Source organism: Acetivibrio straminisolvens JCM 21531, assembly GCF_000521465.1.
GTDB classification, from domain to species: Bacteria; Bacillota; Clostridia; order Acetivibrionales; family Acetivibrionaceae; genus Hungateiclostridium; species Hungateiclostridium straminisolvens.
This window is the reverse complement of sequence record NZ_BAVR01000007.1, coordinates 1-19,248: the sequence shown is the minus strand read 5'-3', so window position 1 is coordinate 19,248 and position 19,248 is coordinate 1. Positions and strand designations below refer to the sequence as shown.

Here is a 19,248-nt window from a genome sequence, read left to right as displayed (position 1 = left end):
ATGCATTCTTATTCATAATCAAACCTCCCGCGTAAAAAAACTAAAAATACTTATGGCATACATCATACTTATAAATTTTTCTTTTCAAGTTCCTCTTTTAAAAGCTTGTTTAATAACTTTGGATTTGCTTTTCCCTTTGTCTCCTTCATAGCCTGCCCCACAAGGAATCCAAAAGCTTTATCCTTGCCTTTTCTGTAATCTTCAACCGATTTTTCGTTATTTGAAATTACTTTTTTCACAACTTCAATAAGGGCTTTTTCATCGCTTACAACTTCAAGCCCTTCTTCCTTCACTATGGCCTCAGGGTCTTTTTCTTGCTCAAACATTATCTCTAGTACCTTTTTTGCAATCGTTGTGCTTATTGTCCCCATATCAACCAGCTTAACCAGCCTTGCCAAGTATTCTGCCGGAAAAGGTATGTCTTCTGCTTCCATCCCTTTATCATTAAGGATTCTCGAAACATCTCCCAGAATAAAATTGCTCACGGCCTTGGGATTATTGCTTTTTACCGCCGCATTTTCAAAGAAATCGGCAAGGGCCTTTGAGCCTGTAAGAATCGAGGCATCATACTCGGGAAGTCCATATCCACTTATATACCTTTTTCTTCTGGCATCGGGAAGCTCAGGAAGGCTCCTTTTTATCTCTTCCTTCCATTTTTCATCCACAACTACCGGCATAAGGTCCGGTTCCGGAAAATACCGATAGTCATGGGCCTCCTCTTTGGTTCTCATGGAATAACTTATACCCTTCTGGTCATCCCATCGTCTGGTTTCCTGAACGATGATTCCTCCACTTTCAATAACCTCAATCTGTCTTTTGGCTTCACTTTCAATTGCTCTTACTATTGACCTTAGGGAATTTAAGTTTTTCATCTCCGTCCTGGTACCAAACTCCTTTTGTCCCTTAGGCCTTACCGAAAGATTTACGTCAACTCTTAGCGAACCTTCCTGCATCTTGCAGTCAGAAATATCTATGTATTGAAGTATATTCCTAAGGCTTTCCACAAAAGCCCTGGCTTCTTGTGCCGAACGCATGTCAGGCTCGGTAACAATTTCAATAAGCGGCACACCACACCTGTTATAATCAATCAGCGTGTCCGTTTCATTCTCATCATGCATAAGCTTTCCGGCATCTTCCTCAATATGTATCCTTGTGATTCCAATTCTCTTTGCCCCTCCTTCCACCTCGATGTCAATATATCCGTTTTGACAAAGGGGAAGGTCATACTGTGAAATCTGATATGCTTTAGGAAGGTCGGGATAAAAATAGTTTTTCCTGTCCTGCTTGCTGTATTCTGCAATACTGCAGTTTGCGGCAAGACCTGCCTTTACAGCATATTCTACCACCTTTTTATTAAGAACAGGAAGTACTCCCGGCATACCGGTGCAGATAGGGCAAATATGAGTATTTGCTTCTCCACCGAAATCTGTAGTGCACGAGCAATATATTTTAGATTTCGTTGAAAGCTCAACATGAACCTCCAATCCAATAATTATCTCATATTCCATACCAATTTCCACCTCAAATCCTTGCCCTGTTTTTATGAAACTCAGTATTTTGCTCAAAAGTGTATCCTACGCGCAGCAAAGTACTTTCGTCAAAGGGCTTTCCTATCAGCTGCATCCCTATGGGAAGGTGATTAGCGTCAAACCCGCAGGGTACTGTAAGTGCCGGAAGGCCTGCTATATTTACCGACACCGTATATATATCCCCAAGATACATTTCAAGAGGTTTTTCTTTTTTCTCCCCAATTTTATAAGCAGTGGCAGGGACTGTAGGACCAAGCAGAACATCGCACTTTTTAAACACCTCATCAAAGGAGTTCTTAATCAACGTCCTTACCTGAAGCGCTTTTTTGTAATATTCGTCATAATAACCTGAGCTCAGTGCATATGTTCCAAGCAAAATCCTTCTCTTTACTTCGACCCCAAAACCTTCACTTCTTGATTTAATATACAAATCCAATAAATCTGTATACTTTTCGGCTCTGTATCCATACTTTATCCCGTCATATCTTGCAAGATTGGAGCTGGCTTCGGCAGATGAGATAATACAATAAACAGGAACAGCATACCAAGTCAATGGAAGAGAAACCTCTTCCAACAACGCCCCTAGCTCTTTTAAAGTCTCTGCCGCATCCAAAACAGCTTTTTTTACCTCGGGATTTGTCCTGTCTCCGATATATTCTTTAGGTATGCCGATTCTTATCCCTTTTACATCATTAATTAATGCCTTTGAATAATCGGGATATTTTACATTGGCAGAAGTAGAATCCATCGGATCATGACCGGTTATAGCATTTAGTACAATGGCGCAATCTGTCACATCCTTTGTCAGCGGTCCAATCTGATCCATGGAAGATGCAAAAGCCACCAAACCAAAACGTGAAACCGCACCGTAAGTTGGCTTCATTCCCACAATGCCGCAAAAGGAAGCAGGCTGTCTTATGGACCCACCTGTATCGGAGCCCAGGGCAAAACCCGCCATACCGGCAGCAACAGCCGCAGCCGAACCGCCGCTTGAGCCACCGGCAACCCTTTCAACATCCCATGGATTTCGAGTAATCTTAAAGTATGAATTTTCAGTAGATGCCCCCATAGCAAATTCATCCATATTGAGTTTGCCTAAAAGCACCGTATCCTCATTATAAAGCTTTTTCGAAACCGTTGCATCATAGGGCGGTATAAAATTATCCAGCATTTTCGAGGCACAAGTTGTTTTTACATTCTCGGTACAAATATTGTCCTTTAATGCCATGGGAATACCTGCAAGAAGTGATTTTACTTCACCTTTATCAATCCTCTCTTGCACTTCTTTAGCCCTTTTTAGCGCCTCATCCCCAAGAACTGTTATGTAACTTTGAACTTTTGTCTCAACCGCATTTATTCTATCAAGTACTGACTGCGTAAGCTCTACAGCACTGACCTTTTTACTTCTTATGAGATCACTCATCTCGTGAACCGTAAGCTGGTAAAGTTCCACTATATGCCCTCCCCATCTTTTGTCTGCGTGCTCAAAAACACATCTATTCAACCACCTTGGGCACCTTAAAACATCCGTTCTCTTTTGACGGAGCATTCATCAGCATTTTGTCTTTTGGGTATGAATCTAAGACTTCATCGTCTCTGAAAACATTATTTATCGGTATGACATGATCTGTTGGAGCAATTTCGGATGTATCCAGTTCATTTAATTTGTCTACATAGGAAATAATATTTTCCATGTCTCTAATAAACTTTTCCTTTTCTTCTTCAGTGAGTTTCAGCCTTGCAAGGTTTGCAACATATTCTATCGTTTCTTTGGTAACTTTCATGTAAATTCCCTTCCTAATAGTGAACAATAACCAAAATAGCCGCCTTGCAGCATGAAATTTTTCATATACCGCATTGTGCAAGCTTCAGAAATAAACAACAACACCATTGATTATTATATAAAATGGTCAATAATGCGTCAATTATCAATACCCTATAGTTCCAAACGCTATTTCTATTATTTCCAATAACACGGAGTTTTAAATCATAAAAGCAATAAATGCTCGGGACATCAAGTCCCTTCGCTTTTGCCTCTTTCATTTCATTCCAAGAGGCAAACAAAAAGCGGCCTTAAAAAGACCGCCAATTTCTTCATCTGCACCTTTCAAGCAGATTCATTATCACAATCCCCAATTCTTCGTCGCTGACATCATTCTTAAGAACCTTTTCATAGCCTCTAAAATTAAAACTGTATGAACCGTCAGAACCTTTCTTGGTTGTATTAAGTACGAGGCCAAGCTCTTCTTTGTAGTAAATGGAGATGTTTCTTTTCCCTTCTGAAAATTCATTCCATGACTTGCATTTAAGCTTGTTCATAAGCTGATTGTCGGAATGAATTATCTTGCCGTTACACGTAGCCATAGAAGACCTTACCAGCCCACCAAGTTCCAAAGGCTTGTATGGTGCCTTTAAAAACATAGGACCTTCCACAGCTATTCCGATGCCATGTTTGTCTCTTGCGTAAGGAATTACAGTCACATTGTTGTCCTCATCGAAAAACACACAAACATTGCCGTAATCAATACTCTTCGTATTAATTGCTTTTTTACGCTTATTTTTCCTTTTAATGGCCATCAGGATAAATACGAGCATTAGTATAAGTACTATTGCAAAACAATAGAACAGATAAACCAAAAATCTGTCTTCCATATCCAAAACACCCTATTTCCTGACCTTAAAAGCCTAGTGCGACCCAAATAGCACTCATGTACCGCACTTCACCGCAATTACCATTAAAAGTTTTTTCATCATCGTGTTTAATGTGTTTTTCGATTTTCTTTCCCTCTAGGTTGCACCTAATACCAGTTTTCAACATATGTACCCCCCTAATAATAATTGATTTTATATATTAAAAAAATTATATACACTTTGAAATCTCTCTATATATTAACGCACATAAATGTATATCTTACTCTATCATTTGTCTGAATCTTTCCTCATCAATTATTTCAATCCCCAGCTCTTTTGCCTTTTCAAGCTTGCTGCCCGCATCCTCGCCGGCTAATACATAATCAGTCTTTTTAGATACGCTTCCCGAAGTCTTTCCTCCAAAACTTTTTATAATTTCTTCCGCTTCTTTTCGAGTAAAGCTTGGAAGAGTGCCGGTAAGCACAAAGGTTTTTCCCTCAAACCTGTTGTCTTTAATTTTCTTTTTACCAAAACTTATAGTATTTACTCCGGCAGCTTTGAGCTTTTCTATAATATCCCTGTTTTGCTTCTGGCTGAAAAACTGTTCAACACTTCTTGCCATCTTGTCTCCGAATTCGGGTATTGCCACAATGTTTTCTGCCGATGCATTCATAATAGCATCAATTGATTCGAAATTTTCACTCAAAAGTTGTGCTGCCCGAAGTCCTATGTGTCTAATTCCAAAGCCGAATATCAGCCTGTCGATATTGTTCTTTTTTGATTTTTCTATCGAAGCAAGAAGATTTTCAACCGACTTCTTACCCATTCTTTCCATTGTAACAAGGGTTTCTTTTTCTTTATGCAAATAATACAAATCCGCTATTCCTTTTATAAGCCTTTTTCCAGAAGAACCTCAATAATCGCAGGTCCAAGACCTTCTATATTCATTGCATCCCTTGACGCAAAATGAACTATCTTTCTGTAAAGCTGGGCAGAACATTCTATGCCGGTACATCTGTATGCAGCTTCCCCTTCCTCTCTCACTACATATGCGCCGCATACAGGACATTGAGAAGGCATACTAAACTCGACTTCGTTTCCGCTGCGCTTTTCAAAAACCACATCCACAACCTCGGGAATTATGTCCCCTGCCTTTCTTATACGTACCGTATCACCTATTCTAATATCCTTTTCTTTTATATATCCATGTTGTGAAGTGTTGCTCTGCTCACGGTGGAACCTGCAAGTCGAACCGAGTCAAAAACGGCAATTGGCGTCAGCACCCCTGTTCTTCCTACGTTTACCGATATCTGTTTAACGATAGTCTCTTTGATCTCTGCAGGATATTTATAGGCCACCGCCCATCTCGGAGCCTTGATTGTAGAACCCAAAAGCTCCCTCTGCCTCAAGGAGTTTACTTTAACCACTGCACCGTCAATTTCAAAATCCATGTCTCCCCTCTCTTCACCAATGCGGTTTATTTCCTCCCAAACAGCATTTATACCTTGGCATACCTTGTACCCCGGGCTTACTTTAAACCCAAGCTCTTTTAGAAACTCAAGAGTTTCGGAATGGGTCTCAAAGCTTTCACCCTCAATTCTTTGTATATTAAAAATAAAAATATCAAGCTTTCTTTGACTGGTCACTTTCGGATCCAACTGTCTTAATGAGCCGGCCGCGGCATTTCTGGGATTCGCAAAGAGCTGTTGGCCTGCTGCTTCCTGCTCCTCATTTATTTTAATAAAATCCTTTTTGGAAATAAATACTTCGCCCCTTACCTCAAGTAAAGGCAAATCCTTCTTTAGTCTCAAAGGTATTGATTTAACGGTTTTGAGATTCTGCGTCACATCTTCTCCAACCAAACCGTCGCCTCGGGTCGCCCCCCTTATAAATATACCGTTTTCGTAAACCAGGGAAACCGACAAACCGTCAATTTTTTTCTCTACGACATACTCAACATTGTCTCCTATGCTTCCCTCATCCTTCTGTCAAATGCCAAAAGCTCTTCCCTGTTGAATACATCGGAAAGACTTTGCATCTGTACGGAATGTACCACTTTTTTGAACCCTTCCAGAGGCTTATCTCCAATCCTCTGCGTAGGAGAATCCGGAGTGACAAGGTCAGGTCTTTCCATTTCAAGTTTTTCAAGCTCCCTGTAAAGAGCATCATATTCAAAATCACTTATTTCCGGTGCATCCTCCACATAATACTTATGGCTGTGATAGTTTAGAATCTCTCGTAGCTCAAGTATTCTTTTCTCTATGTCCACTTGTTTTTTCCCTCCATTAAACAACCGTATATTCTCATATCTTATCCCTTGTAGCAATCAATACTATATAATTTAATACCGTCTGATTCCATGCAATCGTTCTTATGCTTAAATCAACATTACCTTCTTCTGGCTTTAGTCATTTTCAAAACCACCGCATTTAGCACCAAAACCGAAATCGCAATCCAGACTATTGCCCACAGCAATTCCGGCAATCTTGTAATACTTCTCAATCTTGCTATATCCAAAGGAATACCTGCGTTCCATCCCTTTACAATCGAAAAATGCTGATTAATCTTAAACAATACAGTATCGACCAACGTCTCATAAATAATATATGCAATGGAAGACATTGCTACTACATCAATTACAATTTCTTCTATCACATCTCTCTGAATCATATAAAGAAGAATCGCAATTGCTGTGAATATCGCAGCATATAAAACAGTCCCCCGTAAAGCCGGAACACTTACGGAAATAAAAAGATATATAATTGCCAGACTCCCCAGGAGATATTTTTTTGCACTCGTCCTTTTCAAAAACATAATCAACACAAAAAACAACATACTACCCAAATAACCGCCATTGGATATCACAAAAGACGGAAACCATCCTTGTGCACTAACCATTGTATCCCCCATTGACCCAAATACGACTTTGAAAGCGTTCGAGCCATAACCGAAAAGAAACGCCGCAATAGCATGTCCTACCTTGTGAAAGAACGCGGATAGAATCCTAAACGGTTTTAGTACAATCTGATTCCACAGCAAAACAACAGCAATAAGAATCATCAGATATTTCCATATAGTTTTCATATTCACCTCATATAAAATTTTATATGTTTTTAAATAAATGCAAAATAAACCGTATTATCATATTAATAATGTAATGATTTATTTGCCAAGCTTACACCTAAAATTATACCTATAGAAAATAAAAAAGGAAAGAGATTTCCCTTTCTTTTTTTGATTTGGCCTCTTGGAATGAAATGAAAGAGGCAAAAGCGAAGGGACTCGATGTCCCGAGCTTTTACTAATTGGATTCATTTATGAAATTCTATTAATAACTCTTTTTTAAAAAGCTAACCAATTATAATCATTAATCTACTATTATTGTATAAGTTCCGTTTTCATCTACAACGGCCCCCATCTCGTCAAGTGCCTTCATAACCGCATTGGCCAGAGCCTGGGCAGCCTTCTTCCTAAACGAATCATCAGACAGCTTCGCCCTGTCCGACGGATTGGAAATATAGGCAATTTCGGCTATTACTGCCGGCATCACAGTTTTTCTTAATACTGCCAGATTGGGCCTTTCAATTATACCGTTATCCACAGTACCAAGGGTCTTTACCAATTCTTTCTGAACAATTACGGCAAGTTTTTTGCCATCCATTTTACTATATTTAGGATTCGCAGGAGGACAGTAAAGAGTCTCCGTGCCCCGGTAGTCGGAATTATCGGGCATGGAGTTGCTGTGTACACTAATAAAAAGCGTGGCATCAAGCTTGTTTGCAAGGTCAACTCTTGGATCAAGGTCAACAAAAACATCGGTTTTCCTGGTATATACTACATTGACCCCCAACTCCTCTAAAAGTTTTCCCAGCTTTAATGATATATCCAGATTTATATCCTTTTCATAAAGAGTTCCATTATAGGCTCCCAGATCTTCTCCCCCATGACCCGGTCTATTACCACTATTACCTCTTTAGGTATAGCTTCATCTGTATTGCGTGTCCCATCTGCATTGTCGTTATTGTCAATCACTTTATTGCCATCGCCTGTTAAATAATCGTTACCGCCTTCGGATCCCCGGGACATAACTTGGTTCTTTATACCAATTCCGGCTGCCGCCAGAATTGCAATCCCCAATACCAAAACGATTATCCTCATTTTTGGCGGAATACGCAAATACAACTTTCGCACCTTTATAAGAAAACCCATTGTGTTCATAATCTTCCCCACTTATAACCTTTGATATTGAAAATCATACTATCAAAATATATGTAAGTCAAATCAATAAGCTTGATAATTTATCCTGAAAAAGCAAAAACTGCTTTTATACTTAAGACAACGCAGAGTTGTAATATGCAACTCATAAATTATGTTGTCTATATTATCGTATAAAAACAGTTTTATTACAATGTAAATTTTATTGGAAACAGTCTAATTTTTACTGGACATATCTGTTTACATCGTTTAATGTAATTCCCTGATGAAGCGCAATATTGAGCCCGTTTGCAATTACCTTTGCAATTCTGTCCACAACATCGTCAATCTCTTTTGGAGTCACCACCAGATTTCCGACATAAGGCTGCAACACCTCTTGTATCAACTGGTATTTCTCATTTTTGTCAATATTTTTAAGCAGGTTGTAAAAATGCGCATCATCTTTTGCTTCTTTTATAAGGTTATCAATAACCAGGTCAATCGTGTCATTTGCCATGGTTGCTGCATCCACTACTGTCGGAACACCAATTGCAATAACCGGCACTCCCAAAGTTTCTCTGGAAAGCTCCATTCTTTTATTGCCTACTCCAGACCCCGGAGCAATTCCGGTATCTGCAATCTGAATAGTGGTATTCACTCTCTCCATTTTTCTGGAAGCCAAAGCATCTATTGCAATTACTATATCGGGCCTAACCCTGTCCACAATACCTCTTACAATCTCACCCGTCTCAATACCGGTAATACCTAATACACCGGGCGATACTGCACACACCGGTCTTACGCCTTTGTCAACCTGTTCGGGAACATATTCAAGCAAATGCCTTGTAACCATAAGTCCCGAAACAGCTTTCGGGCCTAATGCATCCGGTGTAACATTCCAGTTACCCAACCCTATAACCAGAATTGTTGAGTCGTCTCTAAGATTCAATATACGTGTCAATTCCTTGGCAAGAGCCTTGCAGGTCTCCTCGTACAATTCCTGGTCATTTTCTTTCAATCTGGGCACCTCAAGGGTGATATAATTCCCCATCGGCTTTCCGATAGCCGCCTCGCCGGTAGGAGATGTTACCTTCACTCTGGTTATCTTTATATCTTCCGTACCGTCATTTTCGATATCAACCCCAGGCGGTCCCTTCTTTCTTCTCTAAACTCGTTTTCCTTTAACAGTTCATGAGCTTCCAAGACAAGATCCGTTCTTATACTCTTTCTCACCCTATAATCCTCCCTTACCTATTTTGCCAAGTAAAATATTTTCGAATGTCTCACATAAGCTTTATTTTTCCTCAATAGCAAATAATAAATACCTGTATTTTAATTTTCAGCGCATTAATGTACTTTTTGTCCACTCTGTCTATATTTATGCAAAAAATGTGATTTTGGCCTTGCATTTTGATTTATAACGTGTTAAAATACTCTTTGTCGAATAACTCGCAGGAGGTGAAGAGGTTGCCAAATATTAAGTCTGCTATTAAAAGAGTACGTGTTGCAAAGACTAAGACTCTTAAAAACAGTATTAGAAAATCAGTACTTAGAACTAATATAAAGAAATGCAAACAAGCTATTGCAAGCAATGATTCCAACGCTGCAGAAGCTCTTAGAGTTGCAATAAAGACTATAGATAAAGCAGCAGCAAAGAACATCATTCATAAAAACACCGCTGCGAGAAGAAAATCAAAGCTTGCTAAGGCATTAAATGCTGCCGCTAAATAAAAAACGTACTGGAAAGTACGTTTTTCTACTTAAAGCCTGATTTTAAAAGCTCACGGGTTATCTCCCCGGAGCTTTTTTACATCTCCTTTTATTCGGCTGCCAAATTACAAATTAGTATTTCCACAGCCGTTCTGTCGTTTATCTTTCCCGTTTTTATTGAAAGATCCAAATCAAGGGCTTCTTGTACTGCACTTTTCAGTTTCTCCAGCGAAAAGCACTTGGACTGCCGGATCATTTTCTTTATGGCATAAGGGTTCAAACCCATCTTAGAACACACTTCCTTCTCATCCATACCTTTGCTAAATAAAAGCTTTAGCTCCAATAATTGCTTCAGTTGTTTTGCTATCATAAATAAAATCTTGGGCAGAGGCTCCTTTAAAATAATCATGTCGTTTAAAAGCTTCAAAGCCAAATCAAGCTTTCTTTCCGCTATAGCGTCAATCAAATCAAATATTCTGCTTTTTATTGACTTTGTGCAAACCTTTTTTATATCTTCAACGGTGACTTTCTGTCTTTCACCCAGATAAAGAACAACCTTGTTTATTTCGTTTAATATTTCAGCCATCCCATCTTCACATATATCTATAAGGTATGATGCGTACTTACATCAATCGTCTTGCCGTAGGACCCGAAAACTTTAACAGCCCATTTAACAAGTTCGTGAGGCTTTTGAAAAGGAAATTCCACCATCAAACCATATTTCTTGACAGCGCCTACAATTTTCAGTCTTTTGTCAATATCCTCCTCGTAAAAAACCAAACATATATAATCGGGTATATTTTGCAAATATTCAACCAGTTCATCATTCTTATTTTCTTTAGAGGAGTTTGACCTTTTAGAATTAAACAACTCCGATTTTTTTACAACAACCAGTTTTCTCTCTGCGAAAAACGGCATTGTCTCACAGGCTTCAACAATCTTTGAAGCTTCTGTCTTTCCCTCTATTACTACTTTGTTTAGACCCGTCCTATCATCTCTTAGAATTATTTCTTCAATTTTGCCCAGATAGAATTTCTTCAGGTATTCTTCCTCACCGTAAAAAAGATAGAGCTTTCCTAGACTTTCGTTTTTTATTTCCAGTTTTAATTTATCTATACTCATTTTAATCTCCCAAGGTCTTTGAAATTCGCCAACAACATAGATTATATATTTACTGAAATATTTCTTCAAGCCTGCTTCAAATTATAATTTACTATTTTCGAAATATTTTCGTAAAAATTCTCTTGACTTATATCCGGATTTCAATTATACTATTCATTGCCGTCAGAAAAAGCCTTGAGAAATATGGAATTCATTGTTTTGTCAGGCTTGGTTTTATGCGGGCCTTTAGCTCAGTTGGTTAGAGCAACCGGCTCATAACCGGTTGGTCCGGGGTTCGAGTCCCTGAAGGCCCACCAACACAAAATATTTTGCCCAGATAGCTCAGTTGGTAGAGCAGAGGACTGAAAATCCTCGTGTCGCTGGTTCGATTCCGGCTCTGGGCACCATAATGTATAGTAGGATTATTTAGCAAGTATCACCGATTAGTTTTACAAAATAATATTATATATGGAGGGGTTCCCGAGTGGCCAAAGGGGGCAGACTGTAAATCTGTTGTCTCTGACTTCGATGGTTCGAATCCATCTCCCTCCACCAAAATGTTAGAGTAAATACTCTAACCATTTCTTATATTTGTCCTTGTTTTTTGATATTCCTTTATTCTTGTCAAGCTTTGATAGAATTAACAATTTCCTTAAACTTATTGCCTCTCTCTTCAAAACTTTTAAACATATCAAAGCTGGCACTTGCCGGAGACAAAATTATTGTGTCCCCTAAGGAAGCAAATCGATAAGCTGTCTGAACGGCTTCATCAAGGGAACCGCACCTGTAAACCGGAATATCGGTGCCTTTTCCCGTTCTTTCAGTTTCATCCTTTAATGCCTTTTCAATCTTTGGAGCTGTCTGCCCTATTAAGACAAGACACTTTACTTTTTCTGCAATTACCGGTCCTAAAGCATCATAAGGTATTTTTTTATCATAGCCGCCGGCAATTAAGATCACTTTATCTTTAAAGGAATTCAACCCTGCAATCGTTCTCGTGGGACTGCTTGCTATAGAGTCATTATAAAATTTTATACCGTTTAGCTCCCTTACAAGCTCAATCCGGTGCTCAACTCCGGTAAAGGTGGTGGCAACCTTTTTTATAACATCCCTGTCAACACAGTCTATTACTGCAGCAGTAGCCGCAAGGAAATTTTCAATGTTATGGACTCCCGGAATAACAATATCATCAGCTTTAACAATCTCAGTTACCGATTCGCCATCTTTAAAAATCAGCATATTGTCCTTTAGCATTGCGCCCTTCTCAAGACTGGCTTTTCTGCTGAAATAGACTACATCCCCCTGTGCCTCATTTGCAAATCCGCGGGTAATATCGTTGTCAAAATTAATTACCAGCTTATCCTCTGCCGACTGGTGCTTAAAAATATTCTTTTTGGCAAATACATACTCGTCCATGGACTTATGTACATCCAAGTGATTGGGCGAAACATTTGTCACAACTGCTATATGAGGGCTCTCGGTCATGGTGTGCAACTGAAAACTGCTCAGCTCCAGCACAACCTTATCCGTATCCTTTATTTCATCAATTTTGCTTAGTAAAGGTATGCCTATATTTCCACCCAGCCAGCAATTATAGCCCTGCTCCTTTAGCATATTATATATAAGCGTGGTAGTTGTGGTCTTCCCATCACTGCCCGTCACGGCAAAAATTTGCGCCGGACAAAGCTCAAAAAAGACTTCCATCTCCGAGGTTATCTCAGTTCCTTCCTCCTTTGCGGCCAAAATCTGTGGGATATCATACCTCATACCCGGAGTCCTGAACAGTATGTCAAAACCTTTTAAATTATCGAGATAACCTTCGCCAAGACTATATTTAATATCCATACCTTTAAACGCTTCCAATGTAGGCTTAAGCCTAGTTTCGTCCGATTTGTCAAAGGCCGTTATATCTGCTCCAAGTTTGTACAGATACGAAATTAACGGTGTGTGGCTGATTCCTATGCCCAGCACAGCAACTTTCTTATTTTTTATTTTCTTTTTAAAATCATTCAACTTGCTGTTCAAAATATTTCCTCCAATTTTTACTTCAAGTATATTATATGGTCAAAACCCATATAAGATTATAAATCAAAGTAACTTTAACTCAATTTTTTATATAAAGCAATATTAAAACCTTCTTCGATTATTGCGGTACATATAATGCATTAAAGTCTTGTCAAATTTTCTAACCCACTTCTCCGAACCGATTTTTTTAGAAAATTCTATGCACTGTCTTAAAAAGACCTCTTCACTTTTTATCTTGCTGTTTATCATTCTTTCTCGTATTGACATGAAAGTACCGTATCTATCGTAAAGGATGATATTCTCCCGACATATCATATACAAAAATGTTCCCACCATCTCATCCTTATATAGTATTTCCTCAAATATTTCCGGAGTATAATTTAAAACATTGACATTTAGATATTTCTCTTTTAAAAGTTCCAACTTGACAGTTTCATTAAATAATATAAATTTATCGAGGGAAGTATCATTATTTGATAAGATCAGAAATTCATATACACTTTGCGAAGTATTGTCTCCCTTTGCCCTGGCCCCATACAAAACAATACTCATTAATTTTACATCAACTCTTTCCGAACACTGTTCCATTATGTCTAAAATGCGTTTTAAGCCTCTGTCATTTGCAAGACTTAAGCTTCTCATTAAAATGCCCTCCCCATAGTAATCAACCTTCGGATTCTAATTATATAATTGCATAAATAGTATAATGGACAACTATAAGATATTTAGCAGCAAAAAACACAAAAAACCGGGTACAGCTATCTTAAATCTTTGCATATCTTGTTTTATGTTAAGTAAGTACAGTAATTTTTTATTATCTCATTGGAACAATTTACTGTATTCGACAGTTACAATATTACCACATTTTTTAGCCTATGCCTAGACTTTTTTTAATTTTATAAAAAAATATAAAAATTTCTTCTTGCATAATTACGATTTTTAATGTACAATATTTATTGCACTTACGAATGCGAGGATGGCGGAACTGGCAGACGCGCTAGATTCAGGTTCTAGTGGCCGCAAGGTTGTGAGGGTTCAAATCCCTTTCCTCGCACCAAATAAAGTTTTATAATTTACAAAAGGAGTAGCCGATTGCTACTCCTTTTACCGTTTATATCAAAAAATGCACAAACACAAAATACCAAAACAAAAAGGAGCCTGCTACAGCTCCAGTATAGAAGATTAAATCTATATAAAAGGTTTTCACTGGTTATATAAATATTACCTCATAAATATTAAAAACATATGAATAATTTATTAATAATTTATAAACTTTAATTAATAAATTTAATATTACTACTACATATCAATCTTAAATATGGACATAGTTTCATTAAGCTCCTGTGCCATTTTGTTTAGCTGATCTGCATACTCCAACAGTTCTTCGGCTCCCATCAGTTGTTCCTGGGAATTGGAAGATGCATTCTGTGACGTTGCAGCTGCTGCCTCAGACAAAACAGCAACACTGCCTAATGCATTCTTTACCATCTCATTTAATGACACAATTTCCTTCATTGAATCATGCACATTATTTATTTGCTCGGAAATATCCGCCATGCCTTCCCGTATGGTCTTAAATGCATTGTCCGTCTGAATCACCGATTCCAACTGTTGGCTGATTATATGACTGGTGCTGTTGGCATAATCCACTGTGGACTCAGTTTTTTGCTGAATAGTGTTCAATATGTCGTTTATTATATTGGATGCATCCTTTGTACGATTTGCAAGTTTTTTTACTTCTGAAGCCACCACAGCAAATCCTTTTCCCGCTTCTCCTGCTCTGGCTGCCTCAATAGTAGCATTTAACGCTAGTAGTTTTGTTTGCCCGGATATATCCATAATCATCTTTATAATCTTCTTTATTTCCTTCATGTCTTTATTTAACGATGTAATATCATAAATTATCTTGTTTGTTACCTCTTTAGTCTCTATCGATTTGTTTTTCAGTTCTTCAACAACAACAAGAGCGTTCTCACTCAACATGTGGGTATTATTCGCGATATCGGATACAACAGTGGTTTTACATTCAACTTCTTTTACTCCGTCATACAGCTTATCTATGCAACCAACGGCATCTGAAATATCCTCTGCCTGCTTTGCCGAACCTTTTGCTATCTCCTCCATAGTGGAAGCAATATTCGATGTTAGACTTCTGGACCTGTTTGCAGACAGCTTAATTTTCTGCGAACTGTCTAATACATGGATTGATGATTCATTGCCTTTTAATACTACCTTCCTTATGTTTTCAATCATATCATTAAAGTTGTTTATAACAACGCTGATTTCATCCTTGTTATTGTCGGTCTCATCAACAGTAAGACATCCGTCCCTGTTTTTCTTCATCAATTCCACAAGCTTTTGCAAAGGAGATGAAATACTCCGGGTTATTATGAATGACAGCAAAACAGTAATTAAAAAGCAAACTAAAAAGACAAAAATTATCGTTGATAAAAGATTGCTCGACTCTCTATTAAGATATGAATACGGGATATTGCTAATCAGATACAATCCAAATTTGCTCAGGTATGTGAACGTGATATGGCAGTTTTCATTGTTTATGTTTGCCGGAAAAGAATATATTTCTTTATCTTTGCTTATTGTCAAATTATTGATAAATTCCTCATTTTCAAACCTAACACCTATGGGAATTTCATTGTTATTGCTTGATACTACTATACCTTCTTCATTCATTATAAAAATACCGGTTTCTTCTCCTAAATCAACCTCTCTGTATTGATTTAATAAAAAATCCTCTCCCAACATAAAAATAATATATCCCAGTTTTTTTCCCGTTCTGACGGAAATGATTTTTTTAGTAATCATCGGGTAGCAATTCTTTTCACCCTCTTCATTTTTCGAAATATAAAAGCTGAAATTATTAATCTGACTTGAGTTCTCAATATCTTCAATAATTTTATCCGTATCCATGTCCGTAATTATATTGTTATTACCATAAAACACTTCAATTTCATCGTTAACTACAACTTTCATCAGCTCAATTCTATTACCCAAAGTCCCTATCATCTGGCCATATAGCTTCCACATCGTTAATCAGCTTTCTTCTGGAATATAAATCCATACCAGGTTCTCTCATTTTAACCAAAACATCTTGAAAATAAGACCTCTCGGAAGAAAAATCATTCAGGAATTTCCCATACTTGTCCATTTCCCTTTCCAATATGCCACCCAGCTGATTTGTTATCTGTATTGAATAAGTACTGATTTTCGATTTCATAGCTTCGCTGGATTTGCTGTAGGACAGATAACCGGTAATAAGCAAAAGTATCAGGGCAATTGAAGTAAAAGATATAAAAAGCCTTGTCTGTATACTAATGCTCCTTAAAGGCATACTTAAAAAATCAAGTATTTTTTCGACATTTTTATTTCCCTTTTCGCTATTCGTATTATTAATTTTTTGCCAAGTGTCATACCCATCCTTTAGCTTTTTCTTTAAACTAACAATCATTTTATTGCAAAATTCCATACTTCCTTTAAACCAATCCGGTAAACGCTTTATGAAATTCATAAAATTGCCTCCTACATAATTAAGGTGGAAGTATCAAGTTTATTAAACCGCTTGTATCAATTTACTTTTAATATTCGGAATCAATAGCCCTCTGGGCTTCATCCTTAAAATCTTTTATAAAAATTTCCGCAGGAACGTTTTTATCTATTATTTCACCGGTCACCTTTTTGAAAAGCAGGTTATCAAATGTAGGATATCCCTGGTGCATCGACACTTTGCCTTTTTCAAGCATCTTTCTGACTGTAGCTTTCTCTTCAGTACTGTCTAAAAATTCCGCAATCCAATACTCGAAACCCACCATGTCATTATAAAATGGGAATATTTCCTCAAAAACCTTAGCTACCTCTTTAGGATGCTTGGCATATTTGGGCATTACATATATTTTACATTCCTGCTGAACAGGAACAATGTAATCGGAAGCTTTAGGCCCTTTAGGCAAAAATACAAAACCAAAATCATCTTTCATTGCAGTTTTTAAATCCTGTCCGTCCCATCCTTGTCCGAAAAACATGGCAACATTGCCTTTTGAAAATTCCCGAGGAGCTTCATACCAGTCAGTCGAATCCATAACAGGAGCCACAACCTTATACTTATTGTGCAAATCCCCAAAAAACTGAAGGGCTTCAATGGCATTCGGGTCATCAAGAGCAAAAGTAGCTTTTCCGTAATCATCAATATTTATTATATTGGCATTATTGGATAAAACAAGGGCAGCATACAGATTATGACCTTGAATTACCAATCCCCACCGGTCATTTTGTCCGTCTCCATCCTCATCCCCTGTTGCTTTTTGCGCTATTTCAAGGAATTTTTCCCATGTCCATTCCCCGTTCTCCTGAAGTACATACGGGTCAGGCAATCCCAGCCTGTCAAACAACACCTTGTTGTAATAAATGCCCGATATATTCCAAGAAGCATTGGTAAATCCGTATTGCTTTCCTGCATACCTTCCTGTTTGTTTAATTATAGACGGCCATTTGGGATGATTAAAGTTAAAATAGTCGTCCACCGGAATTATAAGGTCCGATTCGGCAAACACAGGAAGTGCCTTTGTCATTTCAAATAGAATAATATCGGCTATCGGCTCTCCCGATAATACCGATGAAGTAAATTTACTTACAATCTGATCCCATGCAATGGTTACATATTCAATCTTGCAATTAAATTTCTCTTCAGCAGCCCTGTGACGCTCAATACTCATTCTATCCTTTGGACTTCCATCCCACCATTGAGCAATCTTAACGGTATAACCGTTTAGGTCAATCTCTCGTCGGGGAGTACTAAAAACTACTTGGGGCTCTGTATTTTCCTCTGCACTGGCAGGTTTTTTAGTGCACCCGGTAAAAAAAGCGGCAAGCAACAAAACCGAAAGAACCAATAACAACATCTTAATCGTTATGTTTTTCATATGTTTTTCCTCCTTTTCGGAATAGTAAAAAACAATGAAGCAACATGTAAATATCTATCCGAAATCAAATTATTCTTCAGCAGTATAAATCAAGAGATATAAAAAGAAAATCAATTAAATTAGGAAATGTCGTTTTGAAAAACAGAATTTTACAAAACTATATATTTTATTATACCATATTTATTCGATCCATTCAATAAAATTCTTTAATCAAAATTCTTTGAACTTGACACATTCTCCTCTACATGCTTTGTACAATAAAAGCTCGGGGCATCAAGTCCTTTCGCTTTTGCCTCTTTCATTTCATTCCAAGAGGCCTAATAACAACAGACACCCGGTTTCGATATGTCCCCTGTCAAGTAGACAGGTTTAATATCTAAATTAGGTGTCTGTTTATAACTTTAATTATTATAATTTGCCCTAGTTTTGAATAAAATTCTTTATTCTGTTGCTGTCTAAAGCCTTACCCAGTTCGTTTTCTATTTCCAGTGCGGTATTAAATATATATGTCAAATTAGATTGAAATCGGGAATATTCGCTTTTCATAGGAAGTACAGACTTGAAAGATGTGGCAAAAATCTGGATAATTGTCATGCATATCTTGAGCTTAAGTATTCCAATGTATGTATTTACCGGTTTTGCTATAGTCTCCTTTTTTATTCTTACATCTTCATTGGCAGGAAGAAAATCTCCCAATTTCTGTACCATCTTATACATCTTTAGTCTGATATTTTCATTTAAAATCCAAGGGGTAGTATCCCCAGGCTTTCCGAATAAATGCTTTGTCTCGCTGTTAACCTGCTTAATCTCTTCCATTAACATATGCACAATATTCCCCAGATTCTCCAAATACCGGTCAACATCTGTGATGCTGTCCAACTCGTTAATGCTCCTGCAAAGTTCATTGTTACAGATAGCCTCCGTAAAACCGCCAGTGAGCAGTTCTCCATTAGTATTAAACAATCCTTCCATTTTTCCCTCCCTTCTGGCGTTTTTGACATTTGCAAATTATAAAATTTATTATGTCAAAAGCACCAAAAAAAAAATTACTTTAATATCTATTGTTAATTAAATATTGTTTTACATAAAATAATCAAATTAATTATATCATATTTATCGTTATA

The 19,248-nt window shown here is 37.6% G+C and carries 14 protein-coding genes, 4 tRNA genes and 3 pseudogenes; 5 read left to right on the top strand and 16 right to left on the bottom strand.

Features of this window, described 5'->3' with window-relative positions; all coding sequences use genetic code 11:
* Nucleotides 1–68: 68 nt before the first annotated feature.
* From gatB to gpr, 9 genes and pseudogenes are all read right to left on the bottom strand, one after another.
* The gene (gatB, locus tag JCM21531_RS02980) at nt 69–1,508 is read right to left on the bottom strand and encodes an Asp-tRNA(Asn)/Glu-tRNA(Gln) amidotransferase subunit GatB (RefSeq protein WP_038287329.1); all 1,440 of its coding nucleotides are present in this window, start codon (nt 1,506–1,508) and stop codon (nt 69–71) included.
* Nucleotides 1,509–1,521: 13 nt separating this feature from the next.
* Entirely contained in the window at nt 1,522–2,982 is a 1,461-nt protein-coding gene (gatA, locus tag JCM21531_RS02975; protein WP_038287248.1) for an Asp-tRNA(Asn)/Glu-tRNA(Gln) amidotransferase subunit GatA, read from the bottom strand.
* 43 nt (nt 2,983–3,025) lie between these two features.
* On the bottom strand, nt 3,026–3,313 hold the full coding sequence (gene gatC, locus JCM21531_RS02970) for an Asp-tRNA(Asn)/Glu-tRNA(Gln) amidotransferase subunit GatC (RefSeq protein WP_038287246.1): 288 nt from the start codon (nt 3,311–3,313) through the stop codon (nt 3,026–3,028).
* A gap of 310 nt (nt 3,314–3,623) precedes the next feature.
* Nucleotides 3,624–4,181, bottom strand: coding sequence for a hypothetical protein (locus tag JCM21531_RS02965; protein WP_038287244.1), 558 nt, complete (start codon nt 4,179–4,181; stop codon nt 3,624–3,626).
* 259 nt (nt 4,182–4,440) lie between these two features.
* Nucleotides 4,441–6,429, bottom strand: a pseudogene (ligA, locus tag JCM21531_RS02960) (NAD-dependent DNA ligase LigA).
* Between the two features lie 119 nt (nt 6,430–6,548).
* Nucleotides 6,549–7,244, bottom strand: coding sequence for a M50 family metallopeptidase (locus JCM21531_RS02955; RefSeq protein WP_038287242.1), 696 nt, complete (start codon nt 7,242–7,244; stop codon nt 6,549–6,551).
* Between the two features lie 283 nt (nt 7,245–7,527).
* Nucleotides 7,528–8,055, bottom strand: coding sequence for an N-acetylmuramoyl-L-alanine amidase family protein (locus JCM21531_RS20280; protein ID WP_243467145.1), 528 nt, complete (start codon nt 8,053–8,055; stop codon nt 7,528–7,530).
* Complete coding sequence (locus tag JCM21531_RS20275) at nt 8,052–8,378, bottom strand: hypothetical protein (protein WP_243467130.1); 327 nt, start codon at nt 8,376–8,378, stop codon at nt 8,052–8,054. The genes JCM21531_RS20280 and JCM21531_RS20275 overlap by 4 nt, the downstream gene beginning before the upstream one ends.
* A 220-nt stretch (nt 8,379–8,598) precedes the next feature.
* A pseudogene (gene gpr / locus JCM21531_RS02945) lies at nt 8,599–9,587 on the bottom strand (GPR endopeptidase).
* A 234-nt stretch (nt 9,588–9,821) separates the two neighbouring features.
* On the opposite strand from gpr, the gene rpsT reads away from it, so the two are divergent.
* Complete coding sequence (rpsT, locus tag JCM21531_RS02940; protein WP_038287241.1) at nt 9,822–10,085, top strand: 30S ribosomal protein S20; 264 nt, start codon at nt 9,822–9,824, stop codon at nt 10,083–10,085.
* A gap of 88 nt (nt 10,086–10,173) precedes the next feature.
* Here the strand turns inward: rpsT and holA are convergent.
* Nucleotides 10,174–11,186: pseudogene (gene holA / locus JCM21531_RS24240) on the bottom strand (DNA polymerase III subunit delta).
* Between the two features lie 219 nt (nt 11,187–11,405).
* On the opposite strand from holA, the gene JCM21531_RS02930 reads away from it, so the two are divergent.
* From JCM21531_RS02930 to JCM21531_RS02920, 3 genes are all read left to right on the top strand, one after another.
* A tRNA-Ile gene (locus JCM21531_RS02930) sits at nt 11,406–11,482 on the top strand.
* Nucleotides 11,483–11,496: 14 nt separating this feature from the next.
* Nucleotides 11,497–11,572: transfer RNA gene (locus JCM21531_RS02925), tRNA-Phe, on the top strand.
* Nucleotides 11,573–11,635: 63 nt separating this feature from the next.
* Nucleotides 11,636–11,720, top strand: a tRNA-Tyr gene (locus JCM21531_RS02920).
* A 69-nt stretch (nt 11,721–11,789) separates the two neighbouring features.
* On the opposite strand, the gene murD is transcribed toward JCM21531_RS02920, so the two are convergent.
* Both murD and JCM21531_RS02910 read right to left on the bottom strand, forming a co-directional pair.
* On the bottom strand, nt 11,790–13,190 hold the full coding sequence (gene murD, locus JCM21531_RS02915; RefSeq protein WP_038287240.1) for a UDP-N-acetylmuramoyl-L-alanine--D-glutamate ligase: 1,401 nt from the start codon (nt 13,188–13,190) through the stop codon (nt 11,790–11,792).
* A gap of 102 nt (nt 13,191–13,292) precedes the next feature.
* Nucleotides 13,293–13,832 carry a nucleotidyltransferase gene (locus tag JCM21531_RS02910; RefSeq protein WP_038287238.1) on the bottom strand — a complete coding sequence of 180 codons (540 nt, stop codon included), beginning with the start codon at nt 13,830–13,832 and terminating at the stop codon, nt 13,293–13,295.
* A gap of 328 nt (nt 13,833–14,160) precedes the next feature.
* Here JCM21531_RS02910 and JCM21531_RS02905 point away from each other — a divergent pair.
* Nucleotides 14,161–14,247: transfer RNA gene (locus JCM21531_RS02905), tRNA-Leu, on the top strand.
* 242 nt (nt 14,248–14,489) lie between these two features.
* On the opposite strand, the gene JCM21531_RS02900 is transcribed toward JCM21531_RS02905, so the two are convergent.
* The 4 genes from JCM21531_RS02900 to JCM21531_RS02890 form a co-directional block, all read right to left on the bottom strand.
* Nucleotides 14,490–16,202 carry a methyl-accepting chemotaxis protein gene (locus JCM21531_RS02900; protein WP_243467127.1) on the bottom strand — a complete coding sequence of 571 codons (1,713 nt, stop codon included), beginning with the start codon at nt 16,200–16,202 and terminating at the stop codon, nt 14,490–14,492.
* Nucleotides 16,195–16,716: a CHASE3 domain-containing protein gene (locus tag JCM21531_RS20260; RefSeq protein WP_054846976.1), complete on the bottom strand. Its 522-nt coding sequence runs from the start codon at nt 16,714–16,716 to the stop codon at nt 16,195–16,197. Before JCM21531_RS20260 ends, JCM21531_RS02900 begins: the two co-directional genes overlap by 8 nt.
* Before the next feature lie 67 nt (nt 16,717–16,783).
* Nucleotides 16,784–18,124: an ABC transporter substrate-binding protein gene (locus tag JCM21531_RS02895; RefSeq protein ID WP_038287237.1), complete on the bottom strand. Its 1,341-nt coding sequence runs from the start codon at nt 18,122–18,124 to the stop codon at nt 16,784–16,786.
* Nucleotides 18,125–18,544: 420 nt separating this feature from the next.
* Nucleotides 18,545–19,096, bottom strand: a complete 552-nt coding sequence (locus tag JCM21531_RS02890) for a hypothetical protein (RefSeq protein WP_038287235.1) — start codon at nt 19,094–19,096, stop codon at nt 18,545–18,547.
* Nucleotides 19,097–19,248: the final 152 nt, after the last annotated feature.